The following is a 12834-nucleotide window of genomic DNA, read 5'->3' on the forward strand; positions in this document are numbered from 1 at the left end:
GAGAATAAATTTTCTCTATCGAACAATTGTCAAACGCTCTGCCGCACGCGTAATTCCCGTATAAAGCCACCGCGCAGACATATCACGAAATGCAAAACTTTCATCAAATAAAACGACATCATCCCATTGAGAACCTTGCGCTTTATGAACAGTTAACGCATAGCCATAATCAAAGTCATCATATCTCTTTTTTAATGCCCAAGATATCTCATTATCAGGATTTTCAAACACTGCTTTTAAAAGCTTAATCTTTGCTACCCCGCGCTCGCTTTCTTCTGGTTTAACAAGAAGATTAATACTTGGCTTGACAGTTTCCTTCTGTGAAGTCATCACTTTCCATAACGAACCGTTTAACAAGCCTTTAGAAGGATCATTACGCAAACATACAAGCTTATCCCCTGCTTGTGGATAATTTGCTGTAAACCCCTTCAAAGCACGCAAACGTCTATTATAAAGATGCCGTGTTCGATTGATTCCTACCAAGACCTGATCGGCATCTAAAACCAATTGCTGATCGACCTCTTTGCGTGTAATAACACGCGCTGCACCATAATCACCATAAGCAATATCGCGTCCTTCACGCACATCCATAGCCAAACGAACAATCGGATTATCACGTGCTTGCCGATGAATTTCTGAAAGAAGAAAATCAGGTTTCTCATTGGAAAAAAAACCACCCCCTGATATGGGAGGCAATTGACCTGGATCACCAAGAACAAGAATAGGTGTTCGAAAACTCATTAAATCACGCGCCAACTGTTCATCTACCATTGAACATTCATCAACAATGATAAGCGCGGCTTGTGCTGCAGCACTTCTTCGATTGAGTGCAAATGTTGGAGCAATAGACTTTTTTCCCGTAACTTCATCGGAAATTTCCTCTTCTCCACGCGGACAATAAATCAATGAATGAATCGTACAAGCATTGCTTGCACCTTTAGAACGCAAAACCTGCGCCGCCTTTCCTGTAAAAGCAGCAAACTGGACAGAGCCATCAACTGTTTCTGCAAAATAGCGCGCAAGCGTCGTCTTGCCCGTCCCCGCATAGCCAAAAAGGCGAAAAAGAGGAGAACGCCCTTCCCTCAACCACGCGGCAACAGCCTTCAATGCATTATCCTGTTCCCGTGAAAACTGCATAGCTTACCAACATAAGATTTGCATAAAAAAAACAGTATTTTGAAAAAAACGGCTATCAAGAAAAACTTTTTTATGAAGAATTGCTGACACACGCCCATCTAACAACTTTCGTAGCACAATCATCAATTATTTACCTATTGCTTTTTCAAGATATTGTAAAAATCTAAATTTTATCTATACATCGATCTTCTTGGTAACACCTTATACTTATCAAATAAAATATCATTTTTCACAACAGTAACACCAACAATGGAATATGCATATCTTAAATTTAAAATAACACTTATATACACTTTTTCTAACCAACATTTAGAATGAGAAAAAGAGCATTGCAATTGCAAAACCTTCGCTAAAAAAATGTCCTTAATAGGATTAAGAATAATGTAATTTTATGAATACTATTTTACACAATCAATCAGCTTTCTTGCACATAAAAATAAAGCAAATCCACTATTACAAAATAATAATGAAATATAACAAAAACCTTTTGGCAGAAATAGAAATAGCTCTCAACAAAACGACTTAATCCTATGATGATACACCTATTAAATTCCTATCTCCCTCTTATTATGATTTTAATAAATTTACTCTTCATGCTACAAATAAGTTATACCTCAACGAATAAAGAGAGACATCACGCTTATATGAAGCACGCTTTATCTCGCACAAATATGTAGAGGAGGTTTAAATTGAAAATATTAATTCCAGATGACTATAAAAAAAGCCACTCTAACATTATAGTCTATGTTAAAATTAATGAAATCGCATGAAGTGCTGGTTATAAATAATTTAGCGAAAGAATGTGATTGAGAAGATAAGCTCAAAGAGATAGATATTCTTATCTTAATCAGAGAGCGGACTATAATTGATAGAAATCTTCTCCTGAAACTGCCAAATTTAAAATGAATCTGCCAAACAGGCCCTATAGGTTCACATATTGATATAGACGCTTGTAGAGACTTAGGAATTAAAATCTTAAACGGTGGTGGAGATCCAACTTCTGCTGCTGAATTCACGTGGCTCTTAATTATGTTTGCGCGTAGAAAACTCTGTCAATCTGTGTCTGATATGAAAAAAGGACGATGGCAAACGACATTTAGCAACCAAATGAAAGGGGCTACTCTTGGAATATTCGGATTTGGGCGTATTGGTAAAATGGTTGCTCAATATGCTCAAGCTTTTGGCATGTCCATTTTGGTTTATGGGAGCGAACACTCAACGCAAGAAGCAAAAAATTTAGGTTATCATTTTACGCATTCAAAAGATCAATTTTTATACGTCCTGAAATTATATCCGTACATTTACGTTTAAGCGATAAAACCAGAAAAATCATTCAATGAGATAATCTATTAAGCATGAAACCTCATGCTATTTTTGTCAACACAGCACGTTCAGCTTTGGTTGCTAAGTTTGAAAATCAACTTACTTTGCACTGGATGTTTATGACAGCGAGCCAGTATATGAGCTATGTGACTGGAGAAAGCTTTGAGGATTATATTTAAAAAGTTTACCAAAATATAGCGTCTTTTATCAAGAGCGCTTAATGCCGGATGAACCAATGTTTGTAAAATTTATCTTATATCGCTAGCGTATCAAATTTGCACGACACATAATAGCTTATTTCCTTAAATGAAGCATATTCCTTGGCTTGCATATTAATACCAATCGTATTGACAGATTTTTATGTCATCCACATAAAATACCTCATTTATTGTTGCCATTATTATTAAAGTTGGAATTATTATTAAAAAAGGCTACAAGCACACTTTCATTGGAGGGGGCTGAGTGAACAATCATCAATTTATAGCAAAAAATTATTATCGATGGATTGTGTTGTTTGTTGCTACTATCGCTCAAGCATCAGCTTGCTTCTTTGTTCAAGGGATTGGTCCTTTAGCTGAATTTTTTAAGAGGGATTTCTCGCTGAGTGACACTCAAATAGGTTTGCTGTCTTCAGCAGCGCAATTCCTACCTATTATTGGCTTACTTGTAGCTGGCGAATTACTAGACAAGTTTAACGAGCGCTATATTGTTGGCGTTGGCGCACTCGGCGTTTCTGTCGCTCTTTTGTTGGGAGCAATCGCAGATAACTATATTTCCCTTTTGGTTTGTTTGCTCATTGTAGGGGGATTTTATAGCTCTGCTCAACCCGGTGGTGCTAAATCTGTTTCTTCATGGTTTCCACAATCACAGCGCGGATTTGCAATGGGAATAAGGCAGGCGGGACTACCATTAGGTGGAGCATTAGCTGGGATGGTTCTTCCTGCTAGTGCGCTTGTCTATGGCATACAAGGTGCATTTTTGGTCGGTGCCATCGTTTCTTTTTTAGGTGGATGTATCTTTATTATTTTTTATCACGCACCAGCAAAAGTTGTCGCTATCGTTCCAAAAAGCAAGGCAAAAGTTTCGTTCTATGCAAATGTAAGGTCTCGTCTTGCGATGTTAGCTGCGCCGCATATGAAGAATATTATTTTTTCAGGCGTTTCACTTGTGATCGTTCAATATGTTTTAACCATTTTTATAACTGTTTATTTTTATAGAATCTATCACCTTTCTCTAGATAAAAGTGCTTATTTGTTTTTTGTTTCCCAAACTTCTGGTGCCTTAGGAAGAATTATTTTAGCAGCGTGGAGTGATCATTGTAAAAAAGGACGATTTTTTCCTGTCTTGTTTTGCATGATTGCATTAGTTTTTGGATTTTTAATATTAATTTTGAGCTTGAGTGGATCCATAATTTATTTAACTCTTTTATCTGCTTGGTTAGGTTTTTTTGGATTAGGATGGTATGGCCCTTGGGTTGCTTATATTGTAGACTCCTCGCCGAAAGAAAGCGTTGGCTTTTCTCTGGGGTTAGCAATGTCTGTCAATCAAATCGCAATTATTGCTGCTCCACCATTATTTGGCTTAATCCAAGATTTTACAGACACTTATTTACTAACATGGCTGATTTTAATTTTAATGATTGTTTTTTCACTTTTCTTAATAAAAAAGTAGGGGAATATAATTGGGGAGGAAATTATAATGATAAATGAAAATACTTTTGAGTTGAGCAATGTCGAAAGAGACAATCTTTGGGAGGCTTTAGACCATATTATTTATGATCCATACGGTGGTATTGAATATTCGGTTGAGCTAAAAAAATAGCATTTTCGCTGCTACCCCACAGAATATTGACAATTCTTATGAAGCAAAAGAGGTCTATTACCCCTAGAGCATATTTAATCTTTGAAAACCTTCCAATTGATAGACAAATTAATACGTCACCAAATCCTTATAATTTAGATGCGTCTTGTAAAAGTGGCTATATAAGCGAAAATTTAATTATGATGTTTTCTTTATTAATTGGAGAGTCTTATTCAATTAAGTTTGAAGGCGAACATAATAACTTGGTTCCTTTAAAAGATAATAAAAAAGATTATACAGGATTAGGATCTGAAGTTGAGTTAGATTTTCATATAGAAAATGCTGCCCTAAAATTTATAACTGGTTTAAATTTATCTCCTAAAGGGATACTTTTAATGGTGTTCGCAATGATGTTAATGGCCCGTTAACGAGAATATCTGATGCACGTCTAGCTTTAAAACGTTTAAACGAGGAGAATTTGAGGAGCTTAAGGGATAATTTATATATAATTAATGTTCCCTATAGATGGAGAAAAAATGGGGTAATCTCTACAAGTAAAGTGCCCCTCGTTCAAGGGGACGGTGAATTCCCAGATATCAGCGCTGTTTTTTATCTGGGCATGTTAGAACCGCAGTCAAAAAAAGCCAAGGACGCTTTAGATCATTTTTATGAAGCTATTAAAGCTGTATCTTTTGGAATTGATGTACAACCAAGAAGATTATTATACATTGATAACAGAATGGCTCTACACTCTAGAGATAAATTTTCTGGATCATTTGATCGTTATAAAAATCCAATGTGGTGGATTCAAAGAGTGTTTGTATCTGCAGATTTATGGAACCATAGATATGTAAAGCAAATAAAAGAAAGAGTATTTGATTTTCAATGTTAATGTCCTGATAATGATATGATATTGAGTATTATTCTGGTTTATATAGATTGACTACCCATCTCATATGTATAGCTTTCTCCCGCATAATCAAGTGAGATTACTACCTGATTATAAGCTATGGTGGCCTATTGATTTTCTATGGCTGCATTTGATCTTTGTTATTTTTTCCCTTCCTTTCAAGCCGCTAGGAAGATTCTCCTATCAAGCCCTTGAAAAAGCGATTTGGATTAATTTCATAATGCGAAACCAAAACAGAGTGACAAACTTTTCTATTGTTTTCCCAAGTATGCCAGTTTTCATGGTTGCACCCTTCAAGCACAGTGGCTTTTTTCTTACACGATGGAATCTTTCATATATGAGATAATATAATTAATTTATAATAGATAATTCAATGTATTATCTAAAAAATGCAACGAAATAGCTATTAATGTGAACATATGAATTAAAAAACAAACATCGCATACAAATGAATTCAAACATAATTGGGCACACGACTTATAACATTTTTTAAATGAACAAATAATAATACACCTCATGTCTTTATATTGATAAATCTTGCTTTGGGAGGCTTTGTGGCTAGGTGTTTTGCTGAAATCCTCAGGAACCCTGCATGGCTTTCTCACTTGGGCTCTAAGGATAATAGGAACTCCTCTACAAAGAAGAGACAGAGATGAAGACTCCAAAAAGACTTCATCATCACCATCCTTCACTATTTGGTTAATATATTCATTTTATACAAGAATCTTTCCCTCGGAAGAAACAGCATTTGCAACAGCTTCCTCGCTTGCCTCATCGGGTAATAACATTTCATTATGGGCACAACCCGATGGGATCATGGGAAAACAATTTTCTAAATTATCAACACGACAATCGAAGAGAACTGGTTTGTCAGAATCAAGCATTTGCTGAATTTTACCATCAAGTTCATCCGGTTGTGAGCAACGAATACCAACTGCGCCGTAAGCTTCTGCCAATTTTACAAAGTCAGGCATTGATTCCGTATAAGAATGCGAAAGGCGATTATCATGCAACAATTGCTGCCACTGTCGAACCATTCCCATATATTGATTATTTAAAACAAAAATTTTCACTGGCGTATTATGCTGAATTGCCGTTGCAAGCTCCTGAATATTCATCTGAATTGAAGCATCACCAGAAATACACACAACAAGTGCATCAGGATGTGCTATTTGAGCACCGATCGCCGCAGGAAGACCATATCCCATCGTTCCAAGACCACCAGAAGTCATCCAATGTTTTGGCTCATCAAAACGATAATACTGTGCCGCCCACATCTGATGCTGTCCAACATCTGTTGTGATATAAGCATTCGCATCTTTGGTAAGTGCATAAAGCCGTTCAAGAGCATATTGTGGCATAATGACATCTTTTTTCTCCATATATGCCAATGAATTACGCGATTTCCAAAGATTGATTTGCCTCCACCACGCATCACGAGATTCTCTATCGAATATTGCTTGTCGCATCTGTAGATGTTGATTGATATCTCCTAAAATATCAGCCACATCGCCAATAAGAGAAACTTCTGCTTTTACGATCTTATTGATAGAAGAAGGATCAATATCAATATGAATAATGCGTGCATGAGGTGCAAATGCATCAAGCCGCCCAGTGATACGATCATCAAACCGTGCCCCAACAGCCAACATAACGTCACAATCATGCATGGCCATATTAGCCTCATAGGTGCCATGCATTCCAAGCATTCCAAGCCAATTTTTATAAGAAGCTGGATAAGCACCAAGTCCCATCAGTGTTGAAGTAATGGGAAAGTCTCCCCATTGAACCAAGTCACGCAACAGCTGTACGGCTTGTGTCCCCGATGAAATAACACCACCACCAGAATAAATAATGGGACGTTTTGCTTCTGCTAACAAAGAAACAGCATATTCAAGTGCCTTAATATCCACTTTTGCTTGTGGAGAAGAATGTTGAGATGCCAAAACTTGAGGCGTTCTATAAAATCCTGAAGCAAATTGGATATCCTTAGGAATATCAATCAAAACCGGTCCTGGACGCCCTGATTGAGCAAAAGCGAAAGCTTCATGAATAATGACAGCAAGATCATTGACATTTTTAACCAACCAATTCTGTTTTGTACAGGGCTTTGTAATCCCAACTGTATCGGCCTCTTGAAAAGCATTTGTTCCAATCACCGTTGTAGACACCTGCCCAGAAAAACAAACAAGAGGTATAGAATCCATGAATGCATCTTGCAAAGGTGTGACAGCATTCGTTGCCCCTGGACCAGAAGTCACAAGCATCACACCTACCTTTCCTGTGCTGCGTGCATAACCTTCAGCAGCATGACCTGCTGCCTGTTCATGACGCACCAAAATATGCTGCAGTGAATTTTGTTGATAAAGTACATCAAAAATAGGAAGAACAGCCCCACCAGGATAACCGAAGAGATGTTTAACGCCTTGATCAATAAGAGCTTGAACCACGATTTCAGCACCCGACATTCTTTTTCCGTCTGCATTCTCTAGCATTCTTGGATGATGTATCATTTTCCCACTCGCCTATTTGATAGCACAATAAAAAAGCTCCCGAAGGAGCCTACAAAGAAGGCTCTGAGAGAGCCTACTACACACAAAAAACATATATTGTATGATTACCCCCCTTATTCCAGCGCACAAAATCTACAAGGAAAAGCCTTCCTATAAAGAGATTTTTAATAACATTGAGAGCATCCGTCAATAAAAAATTATACTTGCTAAAAAAATTCATTGGCAATTGACTTTTTTCAACTGCTTTTCAGCTCTTTTATCAAGACATAAGCATCCATTCTTCATCAAATTGGTTACGAAACCATGTTATTTGCCTTTTTGCATACTGTCTCGTTTGTGTTTTCACCATTTCAAGAGCGTTCTCAAAACTTCTGTCTCCATTCAAATAAGCTATAAATTCAGCAATACCAATAGCCTTCATCGCCGGTAACAAAGGAGAAAGCCCAAGCTTCTTCATAGCAACCACCTCTTCTAGCGCGCCTCTTTCAATCATGATATCCAAACGCTTATGAATGCGTTCATAAAGCAATTGACGTGGTGGAATGAGAAGAATTTTTTCTGCACAATGTGCTGCAATAAGAGGTATGGTTTTTTGCTTCTGCCACCAACTTAGCCTCTTACCTGTTGCATCATAAACTTCCAAAGCACGGACAATACGCTGTCCATCTTGGGAAGAGATTTTTTCAGCAAGAACAGCATCAACCTGTAACAACTGACAATAAAGACTCTCAACTCCCTCTTTCTCAAGCCGAAATCGCCATTTTTGTCGCACGACTTGTGGAATATAAGGGATTTTTGATATCCCTTCTAAAAGAGCACGAAAATAAAGTCCTGTTCCACCCACAAAAATCAGTGATTTCGACGTAAAAATATCCAATAGTTTTTCAACATCACACAACCATTTCCCCACAGAATAATTCACGCTAGGACTCACATGAGCATAAAGATAGTGTGGAACAATCGCAGTATCAGCCTCCGTCGGCCGAGCCGTTAAGATATTTAAAACATCATAAACCTGCATTGAATCCGTATTAATAATCAGAGCATTTTTTTCTTGAGCCATTTGTAAGGCAAGTGCAGATTTCCCACTTGCAGTTGGCCCTGCTATTAATGTAATTGTCCTTTGTGCCATGAATGGAAATTCCTACACCATCAATCAACAACTTATTGTAACACGCATAGCAACCCCCACAACTGTATTTCATCTCCATTGACATAAACTGAACATTTCAAACCAAAATACACCTAGAACTTTCACAGCGAGCACAAAGAAGGCACCTATGATGGTTCCAGCACCTTCAAAAAATAAAAACTTAACAGGTATTAAAGAATATCAATCCATTGGAATTGTTACCAACCGTAACTCTCCATCTGGACGCGCTACAATGAAAAGAGCGTTTTTGCGTCCCGCTTCGCGTAATTTATAAATACGTTTTTTTGCTGCATGAATTGTTGTGACAGAACTTTGATTAATATCAACAATCACTTCACCAACACGAATACGCTTTTTATCTGCTGCACTATTTTGTGCAACAGATATCACTACCAATCCGTGAAGTTTATCCGTAATGGAGTAACGATGACGCAAATCTTCTGCAAGCTCAGACAACGTCATTCCCATAAATTCCATTGTCACACTTTTTGATAGCGCACTATTTTTTTCATCATCAGGCTTTTCTGCTGTATCTTCTTTTACATTTGTATCTTCAGAATTTTCATTTACATCTGTCTCAATCAAACGCCCAAGCTTAACTTGTACTGTTTTTTCCTGCCCGTTTCGCAAAACAATAACATCAATCACTTTTCCTTGAGAACTTTCGGCTACCAAACGTGGCAAATCACGCGCATGCTTAATTTTTGTATCTCCAAGGGAAAGAATAACATCCCCAGTCTGTAACTGGCTATTATCCACATCCTCCTGTTCTATTTTACCAGCGACCAACGCCCCCATAGCTTTGCCGAGTTTTAATTTTTTTGCAATATCTTCTGTTACCGGCTGAATACGAATCGCTAACCAACCGCGCCTTACTTCTCCAAAATCACGCAACTGATTAATCACCGAAAGAGCCATATCTGATGGTATAGCAAAACCAATACCAATAGATCCTCCAGAAGGCGAAATAATTGCTGTATTGATACCAATGACCTCACCATTTCTATCAAATAACGGCCCACCAGAATTGCCTCGATTAATCGCTGCATCTGTCTGAATAAAATTATCATAAGGACCAGCATTAAGATCACGGTTGCGTGCAGAAATAATACCAACCGTTACACTTCCACCAAACCCGTATGGGTTACCGATAGCCATAACCCAATCACCAATACGTGCTTTTTCTGAGTCACCAAAACGTACCGCTTTTAATTTTTTACTTCCCGTATCAACCTGAAGCAGCGCCAAATCAGTCTTGCTATCTTTTCCAAGCAATTTTGCTTTTAACTTTGTACCATCGGTAAAATTCACTTCAATATCATCAGCATCAACAATAACGTGATAATTTGTAACAATAAGCCCTTTTTGCGCATCAATCACAAAACCAGACCCCAAAGAACGCACCTTTTGAAACTGACTATCTTTTTGACCATCTTTAGGTGTGAAAAAATCACTAAAATACTCTTGCAACAATGAATCTGGAGGAATAATTGGAACCGAAAAATTATCATCTTGTTCAGTCCCATCAACAGTCTGTGCTGTAGAAATATTTACAACGGTTTCCAAAAGCTCAGAAGCCAAATCAGGAACAGAAAGGAGCGTGTTTTTTGTTTCTTCCCCCCAAGAAAAGCTCATTGATCCAGTTAAAAACAAAACTGCACAAACAACTCTTATAACAAAAAACATCAAAGACGTATTTTTACCTACGACATTTCTACCCATAACATGCCTTTAACAAAATACTGCAAAGAGCTTCCATTAAATTTATCTACGCAAAACCATGATTGTGCAATCACTTTACCATTTGCATCATAAAAGAAAGCAACAACAGATACCGTCTCTCATGCAAAAGTGATGTTCACAATTCATTGTTGCTTTTACTCTCCGCCGATTTTCTGTTCAATTTTACTAAAACCAGTATTCATCGTTGATGGTAATTTTTTCTTTTCCTGTAGTGGATTGTGGAAATAGAAAAAGAAACTCTCATTTGGTGAAATCACCATCGGAACACGCTCCAAATTTTTGTATTGTTCCATAGCCAACCAAAAATCATAAAAGGACGCATTCGCCTCTCTCGCATTCAATAAAAGGCGAATACTTTCCGCCTGCCCTTCACCGCGAGTAATTTCAGCATCACGCCTTGCAGCTGCTACAATTTCTTCATATTCACGATTAGCCTCCGCCACAATACGATCTCTCTCCTGCTGTCCCCGCGCACGAATATTCTCTGCTACCGCCTCACGTTCAGCTGCCATTTGCCGATAAACATCTTCTGAAACAGCATCGGTTAAATCAGTTTTACGAATACGCACATCGACAATAGTAATTCCCAACGAGCCTGCATCTACAGAAAATTGCCTCTGCACTTCGGCCATCATGGCTCCCCGTTCATCGGATAAAGCCGCCTTAAATTCCCGTTTACCATAAACAGCGCGCAAAGCGTCAATAAAACGCGGTGCAAGATTTTCACGCGCAGCAATTTGTGGACGCCCAGAAGCAATACGCTGTAAAAACAATTTAGGATCTGTAATGCGATAAATAAAGAACGCATCCACTTCATAATAGGCACCACCACGAACCTGCACAGATTGTGTAGGAACATCGTAACGCAATAACCGATTATCAACAACAACCATCTTATCCACAAAGGGCACTTTAAAATAAATACCAGGATGAGACTCTACCTTAACAATTTGCCCAAAACGCTTAATTGCCACCTGTTGACGAGGATAAACAACAAAAAGTGACATCCACGAAACCATCAAAAGAAGAACTATAGCACTACATATAAACAAGAAACGAGACTGCGGCATAATTAGCGACCTCCAGAAATACGAGCATCTAAAAGTGGTGCAGAACGCGCCGATGTTTTTTTCGCGTTTTCCGATGAATTGCTGCGTAGCAATTCATTCAGAGGAAGATAAGGCACCGCCGGAGAATTTATTTGATCAAGAACTAGCTTATTAGGTGAAGAAAGAATACGCCCTACCGTCTCCATATAAAGACGATAACGTGTAGCCTCTGGTGAAATTGCAGCCTCACGTGCTATAGCCTGAAAACGTTCAGCACGTCCTCTTGCCTCTTCAACCATTTGTGCTTTTTCACCCTTTGCGATTTCCCGTGTGCGTGAAGCTTCACCATTTGCTAAACCAATTTTAGTAAAACGCACACGATTTCCTTCTTCAATCATCCGCCCACGTTCTTGTTCAGCCTGCTGGACAGAATTAAACGCAGCAGCAACCTTGGTAGGAGGAGCAGCCTCACTAATCGACACACGGCTTATTTCAACACCAAGTTGATATTTATCTACAGTCAACTGAATAATTTTTCTAACGTCACTGGCAACTTCTTCTTTCTTGTCGCGCAAAACATCATCAACGGGTCTGGAACCAATAACCTCACGCATTGCACTCTCAGCAACTTGACGAACTGTCCCTTCTTGATCACTCACATTGAATAAAAACTGCCCTGGGTGTGAAATTCGATAGTAAATAGAAAAATTGACATTAACAATATTCTGATCACTCGAAAGCATTAAACCTTCACTTTGTTGTGCCTGACCGGAATATCCACCAATTGCAATTGTTTTTTCCGTTAAAGGGACTTTCATATAAGTTTCGATTGGCCAAAAGTGAAAATGCAAACCATCACCAATAATTTCTGCCTTAGGCACACCAAAACGCAACTCCACTGCTTGTTCATTTTGTTGAACAATATAAACCGACTGATACAAACAAAAAAATACGCCAAGAAGAAACAAAAGAGCCAAAAACCCACTTCCACCAACTTGTTGAAACTGATCATGTCCTTTACGTAACAGATCATCAAAATTGGGACCATTATCACCACCATTACCACCACCAGAACCAAAGATGTTCTTAGCAGGTGGTTTGTTATCACCACCGAGTTTATTTTTATCGCTGCTCCACGGGCCGCCACCATTTTGATTTGTCCAGGGCATCATCACCTCTTCAACTGACTACCATTAATCAAATACC

12 protein-coding genes are annotated in these 12834 nt (G+C 38.2%); 6 read left to right on the forward strand and 6 right to left on the reverse strand.

Annotated elements, in window-relative coordinates:
- Positions 1–15: 15 nt before the first annotated feature.
- Positions 16–1137 carry an ATP-dependent DNA helicase gene (locus BN202_RS02030; protein ID WP_019218850.1) on the reverse strand — a complete coding sequence of 374 codons (1122 nt, stop codon included), beginning with the start codon at positions 1135–1137 and terminating at the stop codon, positions 16–18.
- A 1029-nt stretch (positions 1138–2166) separates the two neighbouring features.
- On the opposite strand from BN202_RS02030, the gene BN202_RS10210 reads away from it, so the two are divergent.
- From BN202_RS10210 to BN202_RS10225, 6 genes are all read left to right on the forward strand, one after another.
- Positions 2167–2448: an NAD(P)-dependent oxidoreductase gene (locus BN202_RS10210; RefSeq protein ID WP_244426383.1), complete on the forward strand. Its 282-nt coding sequence runs from the start codon at positions 2167–2169 to the stop codon at positions 2446–2448.
- Positions 2449–2492: 44 nt separating this feature from the next.
- On the forward strand, positions 2493–2639 hold the full coding sequence (locus BN202_RS10215) for a hypothetical protein (protein WP_019218852.1): 147 nt from the start codon (positions 2493–2495) through the stop codon (positions 2637–2639).
- Positions 2640–2922: 283 nt separating this feature from the next.
- Positions 2923–4131: an MFS transporter gene (locus BN202_RS02040; protein WP_019218853.1), complete on the forward strand. Its 1209-nt coding sequence runs from the start codon at positions 2923–2925 to the stop codon at positions 4129–4131.
- 27 nt (positions 4132–4158) lie between these two features.
- A complete protein-coding gene (locus tag BN202_RS10405) occupies positions 4159–4281 on the forward strand; it encodes a hypothetical protein (RefSeq protein WP_019218854.1) in 123 nt (40 codons plus the stop codon).
- Positions 4282–4319: 38 nt separating this feature from the next.
- Positions 4320–4688, forward strand: coding sequence for a hypothetical protein (locus tag BN202_RS10220; RefSeq protein ID WP_244426384.1), 369 nt, complete (start codon positions 4320–4322; stop codon positions 4686–4688).
- Between the two features lie 5 nt (positions 4689–4693).
- Positions 4694–5152: a Fe(II)-2OG oxygenase family protein gene (locus tag BN202_RS10225; protein WP_244426399.1), complete on the forward strand. Its 459-nt coding sequence runs from the start codon at positions 4694–4696 to the stop codon at positions 5150–5152.
- A 731-nt stretch (positions 5153–5883) separates the two neighbouring features.
- On the opposite strand, the gene BN202_RS02050 is transcribed toward BN202_RS10225, so the two are convergent.
- The 5 genes from BN202_RS02050 to hflK all read right to left on the reverse strand — a co-directional run bounded on the left by BN202_RS02050 (position 5884) and on the right by hflK (position 12797).
- Positions 5884–7683, reverse strand: coding sequence for an acetolactate synthase 3 large subunit (locus tag BN202_RS02050; RefSeq protein ID WP_034986944.1), 1800 nt, complete (start codon positions 7681–7683; stop codon positions 5884–5886).
- Between the two features lie 259 nt (positions 7684–7942).
- Positions 7943–8815: a tRNA (adenosine(37)-N6)-dimethylallyltransferase MiaA gene (miaA, locus tag BN202_RS02055; protein ID WP_019218856.1), complete on the reverse strand. Its 873-nt coding sequence runs from the start codon at positions 8813–8815 to the stop codon at positions 7943–7945.
- Positions 8816–9016: 201 nt separating this feature from the next.
- Entirely contained in the window at positions 9017–10558 is a 1542-nt protein-coding gene (locus tag BN202_RS02060; protein ID WP_019218857.1) for a Do family serine endopeptidase, read from the reverse strand.
- Between the two features lie 155 nt (positions 10559–10713).
- Positions 10714–11649: a protease modulator HflC gene (hflC, locus tag BN202_RS02065; protein ID WP_019218858.1), complete on the reverse strand. Its 936-nt coding sequence runs from the start codon at positions 11647–11649 to the stop codon at positions 10714–10716.
- Positions 11650–11651: 2 nt separating this feature from the next.
- Positions 11652–12797, reverse strand: a complete 1146-nt coding sequence (gene hflK / locus BN202_RS02070; RefSeq protein ID WP_019218859.1) for an FtsH protease activity modulator HflK — start codon at positions 12795–12797, stop codon at positions 11652–11654.
- Positions 12798–12834 lie beyond the last annotated feature (37 nt).

The organism is Bartonella florencae (assembly GCF_000312525.1).
In the GTDB taxonomy this organism is placed as follows: domain Bacteria; phylum Pseudomonadota; class Alphaproteobacteria; order Rhizobiales; family Rhizobiaceae; genus Bartonella; species Bartonella florencae.

Excerpts from the sequence above, each read along its gene's own strand:
- BN202_RS02030 (WP_019218850.1), bottom strand. The coding sequence starts at position 1,137 with ATGCAGTTTTCACGGGAACAGGATAATGCATTGAAGGCTGTTGCCGCG.
- BN202_RS10210 (WP_244426383.1), top strand. The coding sequence starts at position 2,167 with ATGTTTGCGCGTAGAAAACTCTGTCAATCTGTGTCTGATATGAAAAAA.
- BN202_RS10215 (WP_019218852.1), top strand. The coding sequence starts at position 2,493 with ATGAAACCTCATGCTATTTTTGTCAACACAGCACGTTCAGCTTTGGTT.
- BN202_RS10405 (WP_019218854.1), top strand. The coding sequence starts at position 4,159 with ATGATAAATGAAAATACTTTTGAGTTGAGCAATGTCGAAAGAGACAAT.
- BN202_RS10220 (WP_244426384.1), top strand. The coding sequence starts at position 4,320 with ATGAAGCAAAAGAGGTCTATTACCCCTAGAGCATATTTAATCTTTGAA.
- BN202_RS02050 (WP_034986944.1), bottom strand. The coding sequence starts at position 7,683 with ATGATACATCATCCAAGAATGCTAGAGAATGCAGACGGAAAAAGAATG.
- miaA (WP_019218856.1), bottom strand. The coding sequence starts at position 8,815 with ATGGCACAAAGGACAATTACATTAATAGCAGGGCCAACTGCAAGTGGG.
- BN202_RS02060 (WP_019218857.1), bottom strand. The coding sequence starts at position 10,558 with ATGGGTAGAAATGTCGTAGGTAAAAATACGTCTTTGATGTTTTTTGTT.
- hflC (WP_019218858.1), bottom strand. The coding sequence starts at position 11,649 with ATGCCGCAGTCTCGTTTCTTGTTTATATGTAGTGCTATAGTTCTTCTT.
- hflK (WP_019218859.1), bottom strand. The coding sequence starts at position 12,797 with ATGCCCTGGACAAATCAAAATGGTGGCGGCCCGTGGAGCAGCGATAAA.